Annotated in this window: 18 protein-coding genes; 13 read left to right on the forward strand and 5 right to left on the reverse strand. The window is 46.9% G+C overall.

The annotated features are described in order from the left end of the window. Positions 1 to 350: 350 nt before the first annotated feature. From IQ257_RS19685 to IQ257_RS19740, 12 genes are all read left to right on the forward strand, one after another. The gene (locus IQ257_RS19685; RefSeq protein ID WP_193881814.1) at positions 351 to 668 is read left to right on the forward strand and encodes a hypothetical protein; all 318 of its coding nucleotides are present in this window, start codon (positions 351 to 353) and stop codon (positions 666 to 668) included. Continuing rightward, positions 637 to 3,372, forward strand: a complete 2,736-nt coding sequence (locus IQ257_RS19690) for a hypothetical protein (RefSeq protein WP_193881817.1) — start codon at positions 637 to 639, stop codon at positions 3,370 to 3,372. Before IQ257_RS19685 ends, IQ257_RS19690 begins: the two co-directional genes overlap by 32 nt. A gap of 11 nt (positions 3,373 to 3,383) precedes the next feature. After that, positions 3,384 to 4,061, forward strand: coding sequence for a hypothetical protein (locus IQ257_RS19695; protein ID WP_193881820.1), 678 nt, complete (start codon positions 3,384 to 3,386; stop codon positions 4,059 to 4,061). Positions 4,062 to 4,126: 65 nt separating this feature from the next. After that, complete coding sequence (locus IQ257_RS19700) at positions 4,127 to 5,116, forward strand: hypothetical protein (protein WP_193881823.1); 990 nt, start codon at positions 4,127 to 4,129, stop codon at positions 5,114 to 5,116. 86 nt (positions 5,117 to 5,202) lie between these two features. After that, on the forward strand, positions 5,203 to 5,970 hold the full coding sequence (locus IQ257_RS19705) for a hypothetical protein (protein WP_193881827.1): 768 nt from the start codon (positions 5,203 to 5,205) through the stop codon (positions 5,968 to 5,970). Further along, positions 5,967 to 7,478 carry a TrbI/VirB10 family protein gene (locus tag IQ257_RS19710; RefSeq protein ID WP_193933170.1) on the forward strand — a complete coding sequence of 504 codons (1,512 nt, stop codon included), beginning with the start codon at positions 5,967 to 5,969 and terminating at the stop codon, positions 7,476 to 7,478. Before IQ257_RS19705 ends, IQ257_RS19710 begins: the two co-directional genes overlap by 4 nt. A 4-nt stretch (positions 7,479 to 7,482) precedes the next feature. Further along, positions 7,483 to 8,034, forward strand: coding sequence for a hypothetical protein (locus tag IQ257_RS19715; RefSeq protein WP_193882429.1), 552 nt, complete (start codon positions 7,483 to 7,485; stop codon positions 8,032 to 8,034). Next, positions 8,018 to 9,622 (forward strand): hypothetical protein, encoded by a 1,605-nt coding sequence (locus IQ257_RS19720; protein ID WP_193882432.1) that lies wholly within the window; start codon positions 8,018 to 8,020, stop codon positions 9,620 to 9,622. The genes IQ257_RS19715 and IQ257_RS19720 overlap by 17 nt, the downstream gene beginning before the upstream one ends. A 44-nt stretch (positions 9,623 to 9,666) precedes the next feature. Beyond that, on the forward strand, positions 9,667 to 10,185 hold the full coding sequence (locus IQ257_RS19725) for a hypothetical protein (RefSeq protein WP_193933172.1): 519 nt from the start codon (positions 9,667 to 9,669) through the stop codon (positions 10,183 to 10,185). 54 nt (positions 10,186 to 10,239) lie between these two features. After that, positions 10,240 to 12,045: a type IV secretory system conjugative DNA transfer family protein gene (locus tag IQ257_RS19730; RefSeq protein WP_193933174.1), complete on the forward strand. Its 1,806-nt coding sequence runs from the start codon at positions 10,240 to 10,242 to the stop codon at positions 12,043 to 12,045. A gap of 1 nt (position 12,046) precedes the next feature. After that, entirely contained in the window at positions 12,047 to 12,370 is a 324-nt protein-coding gene (locus IQ257_RS19735; protein ID WP_193878202.1) for a hypothetical protein, read from the forward strand. 2 nt (positions 12,371 to 12,372) lie between these two features. Further along, positions 12,373 to 14,091, forward strand: coding sequence for a hypothetical protein (locus tag IQ257_RS19740; RefSeq protein ID WP_193878204.1), 1,719 nt, complete (start codon positions 12,373 to 12,375; stop codon positions 14,089 to 14,091). Positions 14,092 to 14,141: 50 nt separating this feature from the next. On the opposite strand, the gene IQ257_RS19745 is transcribed toward IQ257_RS19740, so the two are convergent. Both IQ257_RS19745 and IQ257_RS19750 read right to left on the reverse strand, forming a co-directional pair. Next, the gene (locus IQ257_RS19745) at positions 14,142 to 14,468 is read right to left on the reverse strand and encodes a hypothetical protein (protein WP_193878206.1); all 327 of its coding nucleotides are present in this window, start codon (positions 14,466 to 14,468) and stop codon (positions 14,142 to 14,144) included. Between the two features lie 117 nt (positions 14,469 to 14,585). After that, positions 14,586 to 14,819 (reverse strand): hypothetical protein, encoded by a 234-nt coding sequence (locus IQ257_RS19750; RefSeq protein ID WP_193878208.1) that lies wholly within the window; start codon positions 14,817 to 14,819, stop codon positions 14,586 to 14,588. A gap of 80 nt (positions 14,820 to 14,899) precedes the next feature. On the opposite strand from IQ257_RS19750, the gene IQ257_RS19755 reads away from it, so the two are divergent. Continuing rightward, the gene (locus IQ257_RS19755) at positions 14,900 to 16,381 is read left to right on the forward strand and encodes an ATP-binding protein (protein ID WP_193878210.1); all 1,482 of its coding nucleotides are present in this window, start codon (positions 14,900 to 14,902) and stop codon (positions 16,379 to 16,381) included. 46 nt (positions 16,382 to 16,427) lie between these two features. On the opposite strand, the gene IQ257_RS19760 is transcribed toward IQ257_RS19755, so the two are convergent. From IQ257_RS19760 to IQ257_RS19770, 3 genes are all read right to left on the reverse strand, one after another. Then, positions 16,428 to 17,237 (reverse strand): Uma2 family endonuclease, encoded by an 810-nt coding sequence (locus tag IQ257_RS19760; protein ID WP_193878212.1) that lies wholly within the window; start codon positions 17,235 to 17,237, stop codon positions 16,428 to 16,430. A 44-nt stretch (positions 17,238 to 17,281) separates the two neighbouring features. Continuing rightward, entirely contained in the window at positions 17,282 to 17,740 is a 459-nt protein-coding gene (locus tag IQ257_RS19765; protein ID WP_193878214.1) for a hypothetical protein, read from the reverse strand. Positions 17,741 to 17,931: 191 nt separating this feature from the next. After that, positions 17,932 to 18,180: a hypothetical protein gene (locus IQ257_RS19770; protein ID WP_193878216.1), complete on the reverse strand. Its 249-nt coding sequence runs from the start codon at positions 18,178 to 18,180 to the stop codon at positions 17,932 to 17,934. Between the last annotated feature and the right edge of the window lie 217 nt (positions 18,181 to 18,397).

Here is an 18,397-nt window from a genome sequence, read left to right on the forward strand (position 1 = left end):
ATCTTGTCAGAACTATTATATTTTATCCGGTTAATTCTTCTCTTTTTCGACCCAAAAATTAACGGAAAATAGTCAAGCTTATCCTGATTGAAGGAGTCGGGGGTCATGAGTCTTTATTGTCAATAAGCACCACTTGATGACATTAAGGAGATAAGTCCAGAACGAGTTCGCGTCAATCTGACGCGAACTCTTAGTCAACTGAGTACTTTTACTTGATTATTTGGATCGTTTAGCGATCGCCCCTCATACTTCAGTTATACTACATATTGAAGTGCGGAATGTGGGATTTTGGTCTTGGTTGCCATTACAGACATTACCGTTGGTTTTATCACAGGGGCTGGAACTGGAACATGAGCGAACCCAAGTTTCGCAAAGTCAACGAAAACTTGGGAAAACAGCCGGGAGTGGGTCCGTTTCCGGCTGAACAAATCATCCCCTGGAGCATGATATTTGGCATCAGTATTTATGTTTGTCGGGCATTGGGATTTAGCTGGACGTGGACGGGTGTTGTTGCTTTGTGGGGGATGTCAACCTGGTGGGTAATTACAGGTAGTAAACCCTGGCGTTTCTTAGCCAAGTTTGTCGGGACACCCTATTGGGTTAGAGGGTACGGGCGATATCGGAGAATTTTGGGTCATGAGCAAGTCACAGACGAAAAACCCAAATAAAAAGATTGGCAGTAAGCGCTTTGATGATGGAGTGGCAAAGCGTAAGGGAACTCCAGTGGAGGACTTTTTCAATCTGACAACCATGCTGCGGATTGAGTTAAATTCACGCCGGATTGGTGGTTATGTGCTTCGTAAGGGGGAAAACAACTTCAAAATTCAGTTTGGGTTTGAGTGTCGGGGTATTCACTCTGCACTTCGTACCGAACAAGTTGATCCGATATTTGACGCTCTGGAATCTGGACTCAAGGATTTCCCAGAGGGTGAGCAGTTAACCGTCCACATGGCTTCCTTTACTTCCGACACTGAACGTCAGCAGCAGTTAGCTGGGCTGAGTAAGGCTGCTCCGTCTCCAGAATTGCAGTTCCTCGTTATGGGCGATCGCGCTCGTGTCAAGGAACTTACCGACCAAGGAATTCGTAAGCCCAAAACCTTGATTCTCTATGTCTCCTATACCGTTGAACCGGATGTGGAGCCTGGAGATTATGTCGAAAAAATGCTGGCTCGTGGTGAGCGGATGTGGAAGTCGTTCACCGGGGAATTGCAAAAGCTTCAATTTACAAGAATTGAACGCCTTCTGTCCCAGGCATTTACGGACGGGTTCCAGCGCTGGGAGATGATGCTCAGTAACAAACTGGGGTTGGATGTTCGCCCTCTAAATGAGGTGGAGTTGTGGGAAATTTTATGGCGACGGTTTAATAACTCTGTGCCCGTCGCCGTGCCGCAGACTCTGGTGTTTGGGGATGACGGGCTATCAGAAGAAGTTCAGTCTGAGTTGTCTCCCGTCACCTTATTAATGGCAGATTCTGTACCCGTCGCGGATCGGCATTGGGTCAATGTTAAAGACAAGTATGTTGGGGTACTGACGTTCGTCGATAAACCCGCCGGTTGGCTCAATAAGAATGCCCAAATGCGCTACCTGTGGGAAGTCCTAGCTCGTGACGCCATCTACGATACCGAGATAATCTGCCAACTCACTAGGGCGAACGAGGGCATGATTAAAACCAATATGCAGCGCCTCACCAAGCAGGCGATTACGACATCAACCGTGGCTAGCAAATCAGGAACGATTGATGTCAAGGCTGGACTCAATCTCAAAAAGGGTGTAGACGCTCAAGAGGCGCTGTATGAAGGTTCGGTGCCATTCCATACAGCGGTGATTTTCCTGGTGCATCGGGATGCGGTGAATCAACTTGAGGATGCCTGTCGGTTCATCTCGTCCCTTTTTCTGCGTCCCGCTTGGGTTGCTCCAGAGCTGGAATACCCGTGGCTTGTCTGGACGCAAACTCTCCCGATTTGTTGGGAACGTCTACTGGCTCGTCCGTTTAATCGTCGGCAGGTTTACTTAAGTAGTGAAGTGCTTGGTCTGATGCCACTCATCAAGCCACGGGCGATTGATAAAACGGGCTTGGAGTTAATCGCGGCTGAGGGGGGAACTCCCATCTTCATTGACTACTGTACCAAACACCGGAACATCGGGCTATTTGGTACAACCCGTTCTGGGAAATCTGTGATTGCTTCAGGGTTACTAACTCAAGCATTAGCTCACGGGATGCCCGTGGTGGCAATGGATTATCCCAAGCCAGACGGAACTTCAACATTCACCGACTATACCCAATTCATGGGTGATCGTGGTGCTTACTTCAATGTCAGTTCGGAAAGTTCCAACCTTTTTGAAATCCCCGACTTGAGCAACCTTCCCCCTGACTTGCAGCGGGACAGATTTGAGGATTACAAAGACTTCCTGGTGTCGGCACTGATGACCATGGTGATTGGCTCCAAGGTGGGAGGGAGTGAGAAGGCGCTTGCAGACATGGTGCGATCAATCATCACACTAGCGATCGCTGCCTTCTACCAAGATGACTTAATCCGCGATCGCTATGCCCAAGCGTTTATCGACGGATTTGGCTCGGCGGCTTGGTCATCCATGCCAACCTTAACTGATTTTATCAGCTATTGCTCCTATGAGCGCCTCCGCATGGATGGGGTATCAGAGGATGTGAAGGCTGCGATGAATCGGATTAAGGTGCAGCTCAACTTTTGGCTTAATAGCAGGATTGGTAAGAGCATCAGCCGCCCATCCACTTTCCGAACCGATGCCCAGTTGCTCATCTTTGCATTGGCTAATTTGTCCAATGATGAGGACGCCGCTATTCTTTCCTTGAGTGCTTACTCAGCAGCACTCCGTCGGGCATTGGCATCCCCGGCGTCTGTGTTTTTCATTGATGAGAGTCCTATCCTTTTTGAGTACGATGCCATCAGCCTGTTGGTTGCACGGTTGTGTGCTAATGGGGCGAAAGCTGGGGTGAGAGTGATTTTATCAGCTCAAGACCCCGATAGTATCGCCAAGTCTCCTGGTGGTACAAAGATTTTTCAGAACATGACAACGCAGTTGGTCGGTCGGATTCAGCCGACTGCGGTGGATAGTTTCGTGGAGATTCTCAAGTATCCAAGGGAAATCATCATCCAAAATTCAACGGAGAGCTTTTTCCCGAAGAAGGAAGGCATTTACAGCCAGTGGCTCATCAACGATATGGGGACGTTTACTCAAGCCAGATTTTATCCGGCTTACCAACTCTTAGCCGCTGTCGCGAATAACCCGGATGAGCAAATGGCTAGGACGGCAGCTCTTGCGGGTGCATCTAATAAATTACTGGCTCTGAATGATTTTGCTAAGGAGCTAGTCGCAAAAATTCGAGCTTCATAAGAGGTAAAGAAATGACAAAATCAATGTTTGCGGTAGCTGTCACGGTTTTGGTGGTGGCGGTTGCGACCCCGGCGCATGCTGATGAAGGCAATCCGTTATCAAGCCTTACGGATTGGTTTAATGAAGCCAAGTCTGCAGTCGAATCCTATGTCTCAGATATCGGTAATCAACTAAGTGGGTTTGGGGAAGAGTTTGAAGGCATTGCAGAAGATGCCGTTGGTGAGCTGGGACTCCCTGACCCAGCGCAACTGCGTAAGGAGTTAGATAAGGTCGTTACTGATTCCCCAATCTTCTCGAAGGATGGGGTTGCAAATGAGGCTGACCGCCAGACGGCGCGGGCATCTGCTTCCGCTATTTTGTCAGAGGATGGGCAATCTGCACAAGCTCAAGCCTACCAGCAAACCCAGACACAACTCGAAACCGTTGGGCAGCAGGGGCAAGCGGCTCAAGGTATGGATGTCACGCAGAATGTGATGAAACAGGTTGCGCTTCAACAAGCTGAAGCAACGCAGGTATTGGGAGGGGTGCGCTCTGATTTACTGAAAATGAATGAGCAACAAGCCACAGGAAATCTAATCCAAACGAATGTTTCCCGAACTCTCGACGGACAGCAACAGCAGCAGAATGCTGAACGAGTGGGGACAGGGTTTTCTAATTTGAGAACCGCATCTCAAGCGGCGTTGTTCTAGGCAATGTTATGTGTCCACTCTGGACACATAACGAACCCCTTTTTATTCTGATTGGAAACAGGCTCATGTGGATATTTGCTGAAGCCACGGCGGGGCAAGCGACTCAAATCATCGAAGACGGGCAACTGGCGGCAGAAACGGTAGCTGGTGCGTTTGACCAGATGTGGGCAGACGTTATTGGGTCAGGGGGGCTTTATGCTGCGATCGCGAAACTGGGGATTTTCTTTGCAGTTGGAACGCTGGTTTTGTGGGTTGTGAATTTGGCTAAGGCTCTTTTAGAGGATGACTATCTCTTGCCTTTGACCGAGATTATCTGGCCCATGATAGTCGTTACACTACTCGCGAATAATGGAGCATTGCTGGCAACGGGCACCTTGGCATTACGTGGCATCATCAATGACACAAATAAAGTTGTTTTGGCATCCACGTCCAGTTCGGTTCGGCTTGGTGATGCGTATAAGCAAATTATGCAGGAAGTTGGGAAGCAGGATGTGGCAGAAGGATTAGTTTCTCAATGCTCCTCAATCGCTGACCCAACTCAGCAACAATCCTGTCTAGCTGATGCCCAAAGCCAAGCGCAACAAATGTCTGGATCAGGGCAGACTTCTGGTTTTCAAAAGTTTTTAGATGGGATTAGGTCAGGGTTTTCTTGGGGGAATGTTTTTAGCGTGGCAGTTCGGGGGTGGTTGCTAGCGTTTGGCATCGCGTTTCAGTGGATAGTTGAAGTGTCTATGTTGTTGACAGGGCTACTGGGACCCCTGGCGGTTGGTGGGACACTACTTCCTGTAGGACAGAAGTCGATTTTTGCGTGGCTAACTGGTTTTTTCTCTATCGGGATGGCGAAGTTATCCTTCAATATTATTTGCGGCTTGGTTGCCACGATGGTGGTTAACGCCGGAAGTAATGATCCGATGATATTTGCCTTTGCGACGGGGATATTAGCGCCTGTTCTTTCGTTGGTGTTGGCATCAGGTGGGGGGATGGCAGTCTTTAACAGTCTTTCTTCCATGGCAACGTTTGGTGTCGGGCGAGTACTCCCCTTTGGAATGCGGTAGTTTCTGTGAGTCATTCGTCCTTTGTGAAAAACTAACGACCAATGACTAATGACTAATGACTAATGACTAGTGACTAATGATAAAAAATGGAAGATTCACAGTATCGCTTGAAGTTCTTAGAGCGAAAAACATCATCGCGTTTTAGTAATAATGACTTGCTAGGGATTTGTGCTTTAACTGGGGTAGGACTCAGTACGTTGAGTTTGATAATTCAAGGCTTTCTATTCTTCTCCTACAACAGTTTAGCCAAACGTCCTGTTCCTACCTTGGTACAGTTGGCATCGGGAGACAGCATTTCAGTTACGCAATTAGGTTCCAAAGAGCGCACTCCTGAAGTGCTAATGACCTTCACGAGTAGAGCGTTATCTATGCTCATGAGCTGGTCAGGAACACTGCCAGGGGAAGGGGAAAATGCCAGTCAAACTGAGGATTCTGGCGTTGAAATCAAGGTGGAAGGGAGGCAAGAGAAGGTTACGATTCCGACCTATCAAGCTTCTTTTGCCCTGAGTGAGGATTTTAGGAAAGAGTTCCTGCAAGAGTTGGCAAAATTGACACCAGAGGGCATATTTTCTGGGATAACCAAGGTGATATTCGTCCCATTGGATATTCAAAAGCCGATTCAAATTGAGCCAGGGAAATGGAAGATTTCTGTAGTCAGTAATTTATTAGTTTTTGACCAGAGTGACATAGCAGGGAGAGCGATTCCGTTTAATAAGGATGTATTTCTCCAGGCTGTAGAAGTTCCTAATTATCAGCCTCATCTATCTGGCATCGCTCTAGCCGTTCAACAAATGCGTTCTAGTGGAGTAGAAATTTATGCGATTCGAGATTTGGTACGGGAGGATTTGAAATGAGTGATCAAAATGGTGCTGTTGTTACCAGTCAACCGGATTGGGATGAGGCGAAATTAGCGGCACTAATAGGATTGGACTCAGACGCTGAAACTGAGCAAGTTGGAAGCTTAAATAGTCAGGAGAACCTGACTGGGCAAAATGTTGTTGACCAAGCGGACTTATTTGAGGAAGAGACAAAGCCAGAACCTCACGATAACAAAACTAAGCGGACTCTGGCTAAAAATCCCTATGCCAAACTGACATTTATCGCAGTAGGTTTATCGGTTGTTTTTGGCATTGGTGGGTTTGCTCTCACAACGATGATGAAAAATCCACCCAAGATGGCTAAAGAGGCGGCGGTTAAGCCAACTTCCAAAGAGATGCCATCGGTTGTGGTTGAAAAAGATGAGACTGATGAGGGGAAGCTCAAAACTCAGTTAGCACTGTCAACTCAGGCTGGAGAATTGAGTGAATTGGATGAGAAATCAGACAAAAAAACGACACTCAGCAAGCCAAAAACTGAAACGATGCCAACTCCTACTCCTACTGCTGCGCCGACTCAAGCACCATCAGCTATTGATAGACCGCCTGTATCTCAACCGCCGCCTCCGCCACCCCGCCGGGTTGCTATCTCACCGCCACCTCCACGGGTAATGCCCAAGCCTAAATCTGAACCCCCGGCTTTGTCCGTACCTGCTCTGCCACCACCACCGCCTCCTGTTCAAAAAACTCTAACTCCGCCTCCTATAGCCCAAGAGTCAGCCCTTCGACTCCGCTCAGGGCAAGAAGATCAAACGGAACAGTGGGCAAAATTAGCGGGTTTGGGGAGTTATGGACAGGTGGTATTGCCGCAGGCAGAGGTTAAAACCGATGTTTCTCCTGTTGCCTATCAACAACCTGATCGCCAAGTGGTTCAAGCCGGGACAGTCGTCGCTGGGGAGATTGCTGTTCCAGTGGCAATTCCAGAAGATGGGACAGGTCAGCGGTTTGTAGTGACTCTGACTGAGGATATGCCGGATGTGGAGGGAAATAGTGCGATCGCGGCGGGGCAGTTTTTAGTTTTTGAGGTTGAGGGGGTGGACAGCAGTGGACTGGTTTCAGCCAAAGCCGTCTCTGTTGTAGACCAGGAGGGCAATGAGCGTGCCGTTAGTGCAGCCTTTGCGTTGGAGAGTGACGGACGCCCGTTGATTGCTCAGAGGTTGTTTGATGTCGGATCAGATGTGGCATCGATGGACTTGGGACTCTTTGCACTGGGGGCTGTTTCAAAGCTGGGGGAAATTTTGAATCGTCCTAAGCAGCAGTCCTCAACGAGTACTAGTGGCAGCTCAACGAGTACTTCATCAACTTCAGTATCTGGGGAGCCTAACTTGCTTGGGGCAATTATGGAAGGCGGCGCAACTCCAGTACTAGACGCGATCGCTTCCCGCAACGAGGATGCAATTGAGCGGATGAATGACCAGGACAATGCCTGGATGCTGCCACCAGGGTTACAGGTAATTATTCGAGTAACTCAGCCAGTGAGGATTTAGAGAGATGCGAGTTCCATTTATGGTGAGCTTCGACAAGCTCAGCTTTCGCGGAGCCGAACCATTTGTTCTGGGATTGCTTCTTTTTATGGTGAGCGGAGCCGAACCATTATGCCAATCTGCGCTGGCGTCCGACATCCTTCGGCAAAGCTCAGGACAAGTCGTTCAGGTCAAGATTGATTCAACCCAAACGCCAGAAATTGGTTTAGCGCAAGGGTCGGGTGTAAATATCACGTTCATCCCCACAGGACGGATTATCCAAAAGGTCTGGCTGGACGATCCAACCTGGGTGGTTATGGATGTGGATGGATGTTTGGTTGGGTATTCGGCAGAGTGCGATCGCCCCACGGCGACAACTGTTCATCTGAAGCGAATTAACCCATTGCGAATCGAGGGGTTTTCTACAACTGGGAGAAGTTTGCTTACGATTATTACCTCCGGGGAGTCTGGGGATTTAAAGATTTCCACATTCCGAATCGTTCAGAAGAATAATCCTGGGGTACAAATTGTTGAAATTATTCCATCACTTGGAGAAGAGGACGATGAAAACAATTTTTAAGCTAGCCTACTTTTTTGTTACAGGGCTTGGACTGGCATTGGTTTGTTCTGGAATTTTGTTGATGGCTAAAGCCGATATTCCAACGACAGAAGTTAATGGGGCTAAAGTTCCTAATTGGGAGGAAATTACATTTGATTCTCTAGGGGCAATTAATTCTTCCGGGAGCTACCAAGCTGACTCATCTGTGGTTAATCAACTTGGTTATGACCCTTCCAAGATTTGGACTCAAGGGCAGAAGCCAGGGGAATTTATGAGTTTAGGCGATTTTCCTTCCCTGAATTTTGGGGCAACTACTCTGCATACGTTAGGGGAGCTGGCAGGTGGCATTGACCCAAAAGGGTTCAGCTTAGATGAGTTTGGATTAATGGCGAAACAAACCCTTAACAGTTTAGTGGAGGCTATTCCAGAACTTGCTGATTTCCCAATTGCTCAGGTTATACCGATTCAGGATTTAATCGGGCAACAAGTGGGTGGGTTTGATACCTCAAAAACGTTGAGTAAAGTGTTGCAGTCTAACCCACAACTGGGTGAACTCTCTTTTAGCTCTCTTGATTTAACCCAATATCAGGTGGGCGATATTCCTAACCTAGAACTGACTCAGTTAGGAGCTTTAAAAGACTGGCAATCGGAGGTTCTTAATGAAGTTCCAAATCTTACCCAGGTGCCATTAAGTGAATTTGGGGTAGAAGCCAATGGTGCGACGGTTGGCAAGGTAGATGTGGTGTTTGGTGCCGCTGAGTCAAAGCTTTCCAAAACAATCTCCGGCAGTAATGTTGAGGGCTTTGGTGTTCCTTGCGATAAAGGTTGCGCTCATATCGAAGTGTCGGGAGCGTCGGGTGTGCTGGGACGAGAATGGGTAAGTGGCAAGTACCAAGAGGTTAAGGGGGGAGAAGGGGTTTTAGGTCAGGTAAATAACGGGCTGGAACCAACTGGACGGCTGCTGTTTGGTGACGCTTTTAAGGTCGTGGTTTGGAATCTCGACGAAGCCACAGCGTCTGGAGATTTAGCTCTATTCTTTCGGATTTGCAAGCGAGGTATTCCTGATTTAGGCTGCACTCCCTATTTTATCGGCGGTGTTCCTCTAATGAGTTTCAGTGAAAATGACCCAATTCTACTGGGAACAATTGATAACAGTAAGAGTGATACAGCATCCACACCGACACAAGTTGCATTGTCACAAGTGCAACAGGCTGGAAGTGAGCTGTCACAGAAAGCTGTACAGAATTCAAACACCAGTGTTCAACCGACTGGTTCAAAAAATAATAACTCCAACCAAACAGGCTCCAGTTTCACTAAATCCGATCCATTGGGGTGCAAGGCGTTTGTGAATATGAATGTGCTAGGTAAAACCCTGAGTAGTTCAGATTTGCAGGGATTGGTTGATACAGCGTTGGGGCAAATTGACCCTACTACTGGGCAGACATTTATGGGCGATCGCTTAATTGAGCGGGTGGCTCAAATGCAGTTTGGTGGTATGGGAATTCCTGTTGATTCTGAGGCAATGGATGTAAATGGAGTGTCAGCTCATACTTATGGTGCGACTGAATTAGCAGAGTATAAGCAAATGCTTAAAGGGATGGGATGTTGAAATGTATGTGTCTAATTTGGACACATAGGTTTTGAGGTAATGGGATGTTGAAACGGTTTCTCAAAGTCTTTAGATCTTTGCCAAAGCGGAATCAGCAATTGGTCGTTGTGGTAGTGTTGATACCCGTATTGGTGGCGGTTTTTTCTATCGTTGTTGCGATAAGGCAGCAGGTGCGGTTTGTTTCAGCACGTCAGGTTGTTGACCCGATTTTTCTCGATTCAGTTATCCGGGAAAACTACACGGGTTCTGAACAACTAGACCCCAAGGTGGTTCGACGGGATGGTTTTCTGATTTTTGACTTCAGAAGCCAGGAACTCTGCGGGGTGGCAGGCTGTTTGTATTCAGCCTATGTGGATGGCGACTCCATCAGCTTTTACTTGCAAAAAGTACCCAAAGATTTAGACCTGTTTACCTTTGAGCGGCATGGGGCAGCGAAATGCTTTGTCACATCTCAGTCTCAGAGTGAGGGAATTATAGCGACACGTTACTGCTACCAGCAGGGAAAGTTAGCCAAAGTTATTACTGAGCTAAAAAAAAACAGCCATCCTGAATGGCATCTGTGAAAATTTTCACAGTTAAAAAGGGGCGATAGCGTGCAAGTTGATATGGGTAGAGAGATGACAAAGCATATTATTCAAGTCCCAGCCAACCTTCAATCCAACCCCCAACTGAAGCCTTTAATTGAAGTTGCCACCTCGAAAAATGGCATGATGATTGGCACCTTGATGGTGGTAATGATTTTGGTTCAAATTTTGGGGGGAGGGGATAAGAAGGGCAAAATCGCCAGGGGTTATTTGGGGGGAGTGAAGGAAAAAGCGAAGGGGGCAAAAAAGGCGAAAAAGCAGATGAAGGTTGTTACCCGAAATGAGGTGTCTCTTTATATTGGATGTCCGAAGGAAATAAGAGAGCGGTTGCACGGGGAGTGGCAAGCTAAGGGCTTAGTTCCGGCTAAATCAAAGCCGCCAAAACCAAAGGTTAAAGCCCAAGGGCTGTTTCTGCCTGATGCTCAACGAGGTACGTCTGTACTAGGCGCGGCGGGTTCTGGGAAAACCTTTAGTGTGATTGACCCGTTGGTGCGATCGGCGTTAGATCAGGGGTTCCCCACAGTTTTGTACGACTTCAAATATCCGGCTCAGACCAAACGAGCGGTGGCTTATGCCATGAAGCGCGGCTATACCGTCCGAGTATTCGCACCGGGGTTTCCAGAGTCGGAAGTCTGTAACCCACTGGATTTGATTAAGGACGAGGAGGATGCGATCGCAGCGGGTCAGTTGGCTCAAGTCGTTAATAAGAATTTTAACAAGGGGGGAGACAAGGGCGGCGATAAGTTTTTTGAGGAGGCAGGGGATTCACTGGTAGAGGGGATTCTGTTGGTGACTAAGGCAGTGGGACGCCTAGAAGACCCGAAGTACTGTGATTTGATGATGTCTCAGGCTATTCTCAGCTTGACCAGTTTACCGCAGCGCTTACAACACGCGGCTAGTAACGGCACGATTAGTGTCTGGGCTTCACGCCCTCTTTCCCAATTGTTCGGGGTGATGGATTCTGAGAAAACCGTTGCTGGCATCGTTGGTAGTGCGGCGAGGTTGTTCATGCGGTTTATGAAAAAGGACTTTGTTGGGGCATTTTGTGGGCAGACAAGTCTACCTCTGGATTTGGATGGGAAGCAACTACTGATTTTCGGTTTAGACCGAAATAACCGGGATATTGTGGGTCCACTTCTGGCGGCTATTCTGCACATGGTTGTGTCTCGCAATGTGTCCAGGACTGTGCCTCGTAAAGACCCCTTAATAACTGTTTTAGATGAGTTGCCAACTCTGTATCTGCCTCAGTTGGTCAATTGGCTGAATGAAAACCGCGAAGATGGCTTTTGTGGAATCTTGGGCTATCAGAATATTGCTCAGTTGGAACAGTTCTACTCTAAAGAATTAGCCCGTGCCATCTTCGGCGGTACAGCCAACAAATTTATTTTCAACCCCCAGGACGGGGAATCTGCCAAAATTTTTGCGGATTATTTGGGCGAAGAAGAAGTTGAATTTACTTCTAAAAGTAAAAGTACGGGTTCAAAGGGAGGTTCTAGTAAAAGTACCTCAGAGCAACGCCAGAAGCGGTACTTAGTAGAGCCAGCCGAATTTTTGAAGTTGGGAACAGGTCGAGCTGTGGTTATTAATCCTGCTTTTATTCGGGGGAAGGATGCTTATGTGCCGATGCTGACGCCCATTAAAGTCCCAGCAGAAGATATTAACGAGCAAAAGTGGGCGGAACAGAAGTGGGAAGGAATTCGGCAAAAACTTATTCAGCGTAATGGGGTAGCTGTTTCTGATGAGGAGCGAACTCGTCAATTTGAGGAACGCAGGGCATTGGCAGAGAAGCTTTTTCCTACACCGCAGGATAATCAGACTGATTTATCGGAGGGGTTTTAACTTGGAACGTCAATTATTAAGTCGGTTGTCATCGAAGGCATTGGACATCCTGATTCGATATCCTTTTTGGAGGAAGGCGGTACAGGACGCCTATTTCAATCCGCAAATTCCACCGACTTCGCCGACTGTTGTTGAATGTTTCGACCAGTCGGGGCTTCTTCTATCCCGTGTCAATGGCTACGTCAAAAACATCTCTGTTCCTCAACAGCACTACTCTCTGTTTCTGGCGATGTATTTTGACGGAGAGTTGGTGTTTTTTGCTGTGGGTAATGAAGTTATTGTTCATCGACTGAAGTTATTTTCTGTATTTAAACTGGTGGGTTGACAATGCAAGTTAATGCAAATACTGAATCATTTCAGGCACAATATGAGCGGTTAGTTGAAAATTGGCTAGCTAATTTTGCTCAAATTAATCAGGATGTATTAAAGAATTTACAACTCTCGGTTACTAACGAGCAGGGGGAGAAGCAAACGCTCTATGGCAAAAATGAATCTGGGGAAAAGATTTGTGATATCTCGCCTGAACAAATTCATCAGATGGAATCTGGTGAACTGAAGCCTGATATTCAAGTTGTACAATCCGCCGAAGAAACAGAACAACGAAGGGAGGAAAGAAGTCGAGTACAAGCTGAAGACGTTAAGGTATTTGCTCAAGATGAAATGGGGGAATCCGAACTCGTTTATGGCAAGGCTGGTTCTCGAATGATTAATCGGCTCAGAAGTGAGCAGATTGAACAACTCCGAGAAGCATCAACTGTTGAGGTTGGTTCTAAGATTGAAAGCGAACCCATCAAGGTCAAGTTGGGGGATGAAGTCGTCTTTCAAGTTGATGAGTCTGGGCAGGTGCTGGTTAATGATTCGGTCAAGCTGCAACAGGTTTTGGAGGCTTTAGATGAACCCATTCAAGAGCAACAGCCTCAACCAATTGTTGAGGATTACTATGATGATGATTTTGACGGTGTTAATTTCGAGGAAGCCCAGGAAAATGTTCTGGTTGAATTGGTGAGTGATTTGGTTGATAGTTTACCTGACCCAATTCAGGCTGAATCAGAGCCAGAGCGAGATATCCAGGATGAGCTGGATGAATTTTTTCAGGTTGACCTAGATGAATCTTTCCCGACTACTGAAGAGGAAGTTTCAGGCTTTGATGTGAGTGTGACAACTGAATATGAGGAAGTTCAAACTGAAAAACCATCTGAAAAGACAGGATTAGACTGCATTGAAGAGGCGGTTGGTCAACTGAAAGATGGGTCGCTCAAAACTGTTTTGACTCAATCTACACAAGAGTTACGAGTAGAGGTATCTGAGCAAGAGCCAAATCCTCAGCTTAAGACTGAGCGGAGCCGAAGTCTTGACCAACTGATGGAGGCACGAATACAAGAATCTCAAGACCCAAATTGGTGGCAGCGCACGACTTCCAAAATCGAAGAAATGGTGACGCAGGTTCGGGATACTTTTGTGGGGAGTCGGGCAGCATCAACGTTGAAGCAGTTTGCAGACAAGTTGGACTTGCAGTCTGGGGATAGTTATGAGGGTGCTGAGTATAATCTCAAGCGTGAAGGTAAGGACTACACCCTTACGGATAAAGAGGGTGCTGTGTTGTTGAAATTCAGGTCTTCTGTAATGGGGGTTAAGGTTGATGCTAGTTTGCCAGGGTTGGATGATAGAGATTCTAAGAAAATTGAGGGATTGCGGAAGGATTTGCAGAATGGAAATCAGCCTCAAGGGGCATTTGTGTCGGAAGGCAAAGCGGAAGCTGACTATCTGAAACGGGTGAACTCTATTACCTCAGCACTTAGTCGCTACGCTGCTCAAAATGGTGGCACGGCTAAGGTGGAGGGGAGATTTTCTTACGATTGGGAATCATCAAAGGGTTCAGTGATGATTAAGAATAAGCAGGGGGAGGTACTTTTAGCTTCTGGTCAGGGACATACGCGATCGCGCATGACAGAGAAAGACTTGAAGCACTTTGAGGAGATGTTACCTAACTTGGCGGGTCAGCGGCAAGGGCAAGCTGGACAGAAAAAACAAATGGAAGTTGGTTAAAAACAATAACAATCTACAGCAAATGCTGTAGATTGTTATTGCGGTGATTGCTAGTCTTCTAAAAGTATTAAGGGTAACTCATTTGATTCAATGTTGTGAATGATTTGCTCCAAAGGATGGCGAAAGGACTCTTCTCCTGGCTGGATTTGGTAAAACCATTCTGCAGGTTTTATAATTTCACTTGTCTTGCATCCTTTGTTGATTTTACTAAGGAGCGCACTTAGCCCTAGTAAATGCTCTTTTGTGAGATATATAGGGTTGCCATCGTAGTCAGGTAAAGAGAGTGTTTTTGTTATTAGGAGAACAACCCCGTAATCAAAGGATATTATGGGCTGTATGTTATCCGAAAGTTGTTTGTGTGCAGTGAAGATTGCCATGTCAAGTATTAAGTAAGCTTCATATATTTAGCGACGATAGTCGCATTTGCTTTTATTACTTGAGGTGGGAAGCGTGGCAAGAAAAAAATATCTCCAGCCGTTGCTGGAGATGGCTCTTTATTCAGCTAATGCGAAATCTAATGCGGCTTGGATTTCTTCGAGAGCTGATGGATATTCTTCAAGTACATAATTGTGTTCTATGTACTCAACTACCAACTTGACCAGTTGGTTTGTGCCAGGATCTTCTCTGTGGAGGAATGACAAATGCACCATAAACGCTTCTCGTTGTTGTTGTGTTTGCATTTGACTGACGATGGCTTCTACTTGACGAGGTAGTTCTGATAAGGACATTTCTGACTTCCTTTGTGAACAATACTTGTCAAATAATCGCGATAGCGACCAAGAGCGTGTACATTTCTTGAAGTGAATCAATGTTGGTAACAAAAGAATTAGACCTTGCTTTCAAATCTGGGCGTAACGTTGTCTCCGTCCAATGTCAGTTGCCGGAGCGATCGCGTCTCATTGCTTCAATCACATCACATCTGGGGCAATGTTCACTGTGGAATTTGGCTACTGCTAAGGTCGTCGTGGATCAAAGATCTGTTCAGGTACGAACGCCACTGGAAGTCCTTGCGGCAATAACTCTAGCGAAAGAAGGTCAAAAATTTATCGTAGAAGACCTTCACCCCTTCTTGCTCGATGACTACTATCTGCGCTCGGCTCTGATAATGCTAGTTTCTGATTTGGCTGATTCTGCGAATCATGTCATCTTACTGGGGACACAGGAAGTAGAATTGCCGCCTATCTTGGGCAGTATTATCCCTGAATTTTGGAATCCTCTCCCAGGCTATGAGGAGAATGTGGCTTTTCTGGAAGAGTGTGGAGTTCAGACTGACATTCATCAGTTAGCGTTATCGGCGGGTGGGTTATGCAGAGAAGAAATCAGGACTGGTTTACGTTTGGTTGAGGCTAGGGGGGGTTCTCTCGTACAAGGACTTCTGGACTTTAAAATTCAAAGGCTCCGGGCATTCAATTTATCTTTTATCCCACGCCCTGATGTGGGAAACTTTGGGGGGATGGATAGAATTCGTTCTGGTATTTACGGGGTAAAGCAGGATTATACCCACGAGGCTAGGCGTTTAGGGATTCCTTTGCCCAAGGGGTGGTTACTCGTTGGTGTACCTGGTTCTGGGAAAACGTTTGTCAGCAAGTTTTGTGCCAGTATTCTGGGGTTTCCGATGATTGCGGTGGATACGGGTGCGATCGCTTCTGGGGGTGCGTCCTATTTACGACGACTAATTGACCGGATTGAGGCGTCTGCTCCGGCAGTGGTTTACTTTGATGAGATGGATAAGCTATTTCCTGACCCCGGCGTGGCGGCTGATGTGCAGCAACGGCAGGTATTAGGGTTCCTGCTGACCTGGTTGCAGGATAAAACTAGTCATACCTTTGTAATTGCAACCCTAAACCGATTGGACTCTTTACCACCAGAGTTGACGCGGTTGGGGCGGTTTGATGAAATTTTCTATGTGGGGTTTCCCCAAGCGGGTGAGCGTAAGGATATTCTGCATCTGCATTTAGCGCGGTTTGATGAGCGCTACAGGGACGGCAACAGCCCGCTGACCACCAAGGAATGGCGAATCCTCCTAGGGCAGACGGTGAATTGTACTGGGGCTGAGTTATCCATGATTGTAGTTAAAGCGGCTAAAAAATTATTTAGGCAGGGTAGGGAAATTCAGATTGGTTTAGAGGAATTACTCGAATCTAGAGCAGCGATCGTGCCAATTTTTATCCGAGATACCGACCGGATTTTAAAGATTGAAAATATTGCCAAGTATGTCGCCACGCCTTGTTCTTCCCCAGACGATTCAATTTTTGCTCCTCCGGAGGTGTCGTTATGGGGTCAGCGCTGACCCAGCAGATGGATGCTGAACTTGTAGCTGCGTCACTCATTTTTGTTCAAGACAAATGGGTGACAAATTGCTCCAAAGAATCCACAGAGATTGCTACCTCCACTAAATCTCCCAGTTGATTGACATCAAGCGCTTGCAAGAGAAGCTCCACATCCGGTGGAACCGTCCCAAAGCGAGCAGCGAGTAAACGTAACAACTGCCTCATAGCACCCTCAAGGAGTCCTTGCTGCCCTGCCGCTTCCTCTGGCAAGGGGACAAGATTACCCGCCTCGTCATAAAAGCGCAACCACACGGCAGGCACTCGCTCTATCGTCCCAGACCAAATTCCCAACCATAAACCTAACCGCTGACACCACAACCTCCCCTGCTCGTTGGGGGCTAGCGGCTGATAGCCCTCGTTCAAATCCAAGTGCCACCCTTGCAAAGAGTTGGGGTCAAAAGGATCGAACACAAAGTAATCTGGGGTGCGGAAAATCCGTTCGTAAATGTCCTTCTTGGTTCCCGTATCGACTTCTGCCGTTGAAGGTGACATAAGTTCTACAATCACATCGGGATAACGACCATTCTCTTCCCACACCACCCAACCGGGGCGATCTGTGCCGTCAACACCCAACACTACAAAAAAATCCGGTCCTCGGAAGTCCCTGTTCCTCACCTGGGCGCTACTGTAGTAAATAAACATATTCCCCCCGGCAAAGTAATCATCGCACTCAGCCAAGGCTTGATGCATTGATCGGATGAGGACGTTCATGGCAATGCGGTGGCGATTTGTCTCCAAGGGTTCACCATCATCAAAAATCAAGTTAGTAGGCGGCATGGGAGGTTCCCAGTCCGCGAAAGCTGTTGCCTGGGACATAGCTTCTCTTGTTTGTCTCGCTTACCACTACATTAACCGACGAGTTATGTGTCGAAGTCTGGTACGACCGAGGCTTTGATGCGATCTCCTAAATTTTTAAGAGTCAGAAGCCTCAGAATTTCCGCCGCTTTAGTGTTGCCCATCGAAGCAAAATAAGTCCAGACTGCTACCCATTCTTCAAAGCTTCTGGCTTCTTTTTTAAAATATCCAATTTTATTCTTGTAGATTATAAATTTAGATTCACCCGTAAAACCAAATTTTTTTAAGCTCCTTAATTTCCTTGGGCTAATATCCTGAAGCCAGTTTAATGAAGTTTCAATAACTTTTAATCCCTCAAAGTTAGTTATGTAGTAGTTCTTCTCAAAGAGGATAATTTTTAGCACCTTACCTACCTTAAGTTCAATTGGGACTTCTGTAGCTATTTTCTCCATGCTTCGACACCCTTCTCCTCTGGAGACGCTAACGCGAACGGCATCGCTCAGGGCAATCCGCTCAGCATTCATAAAAAATAAAACTAGGTACTAAACCTAGTTGCTAGCATTAGATTATTTAGTCTAGTTGATCATTGTTACCATAACAAGTTGTTTAGATAAAATTTTGTTACCATGACAAGTTGTTTAGGTAAAATTTTGTTACCATGACAGCTTTTTGAGGCAGCGCGTTGCGGGGGTTCCCCCCGTTGTAGCGACTGCCGTTACGGGTTGTGTCCGTAAAGCTTGTTGTATATTCGCAGTAGCCGTGGAGAGGCTAGCTGCATTCCGGAAAATGCTCGATGAGCCTCTGCAAGTCGTCGTTTATGATGTACGGCTGGCTCTCGATGAGAAGAGCCCTTGCTAAACCAGTGATTAACGGTAGCTTCGGAACACTCGCAAATTACCGTTAAATCTTGGCGACTAATTCCTTGCCAAATGGCAAGGAATTCCTCCAATTCCATTTCGTCCATTCGTACCTAGTAGTTATTTCTTCTTAATTTTCTGGGAAAATACGGCAGAAATGTCTTCCAGCGTTGACAAGTTGTTTCGGTAACAAGCTATAGTCAGGTGAGACTGCGTTGCTAAATAAAAAAAGTCTTCCGAAGAGAGCGTAAGAGCGGTAACGTGTTGGGTAACAGGATGAATGAGGAAATGAACTAAAGCCTCGGCTCCGCTCGGCTTTAGCCT

It is taken from the genome of Coleofasciculus sp. LEGE 07092, assembly GCF_015207375.1.
Lineage (GTDB): Bacteria > Cyanobacteriota > Cyanobacteriia > Cyanobacteriales > Coleofasciculaceae > LEGE-07092.

Coding starts and splice junctions, on each gene's coding strand:
- IQ257_RS19685 (WP_193881814.1), top strand. CDS start 351: ATGAGCGAACCCAAGTTTCGCAAAGTCAACGAAAACTTGGGAAAACAG.
- IQ257_RS19690 (WP_193881817.1), top strand. CDS start 637: ATGAGCAAGTCACAGACGAAAAACCCAAATAAAAAGATTGGCAGTAAG.
- IQ257_RS19695 (WP_193881820.1), top strand. CDS start 3,384: ATGACAAAATCAATGTTTGCGGTAGCTGTCACGGTTTTGGTGGTGGCG.
- IQ257_RS19700 (WP_193881823.1), top strand. CDS start 4,127: ATGTGGATATTTGCTGAAGCCACGGCGGGGCAAGCGACTCAAATCATC.
- IQ257_RS19705 (WP_193881827.1), top strand. CDS start 5,203: ATGGAAGATTCACAGTATCGCTTGAAGTTCTTAGAGCGAAAAACATCA.
- IQ257_RS19710 (WP_193933170.1), top strand. CDS start 5,967: ATGAGTGATCAAAATGGTGCTGTTGTTACCAGTCAACCGGATTGGGAT.
- IQ257_RS19715 (WP_193882429.1), top strand. CDS start 7,483: ATGCGAGTTCCATTTATGGTGAGCTTCGACAAGCTCAGCTTTCGCGGA.
- IQ257_RS19720 (WP_193882432.1), top strand. CDS start 8,018: ATGAAAACAATTTTTAAGCTAGCCTACTTTTTTGTTACAGGGCTTGGA.
- IQ257_RS19725 (WP_193933172.1), top strand. CDS start 9,667: ATGTTGAAACGGTTTCTCAAAGTCTTTAGATCTTTGCCAAAGCGGAAT.
- IQ257_RS19730 (WP_193933174.1), top strand. CDS start 10,240: ATGACAAAGCATATTATTCAAGTCCCAGCCAACCTTCAATCCAACCCC.
- IQ257_RS19740 (WP_193878204.1), top strand. CDS start 12,373: ATGCAAGTTAATGCAAATACTGAATCATTTCAGGCACAATATGAGCGG.
- IQ257_RS19745 (WP_193878206.1), bottom strand. CDS start 14,468: ATGGCAATCTTCACTGCACACAAACAACTTTCGGATAACATACAGCCC.
- IQ257_RS19750 (WP_193878208.1), bottom strand. CDS start 14,819: ATGTCCTTATCAGAACTACCTCGTCAAGTAGAAGCCATCGTCAGTCAA.
- IQ257_RS19755 (WP_193878210.1), top strand. CDS start 14,900: ATGTTGGTAACAAAAGAATTAGACCTTGCTTTCAAATCTGGGCGTAAC.
- IQ257_RS19760 (WP_193878212.1), bottom strand. CDS start 17,237: ATGTCCCAGGCAACAGCTTTCGCGGACTGGGAACCTCCCATGCCGCCT.
- IQ257_RS19765 (WP_193878214.1), bottom strand. CDS start 17,740: ATGAATGCTGAGCGGATTGCCCTGAGCGATGCCGTTCGCGTTAGCGTC.
- IQ257_RS19770 (WP_193878216.1), bottom strand. CDS start 18,180: ATGGACGAAATGGAATTGGAGGAATTCCTTGCCATTTGGCAAGGAATT.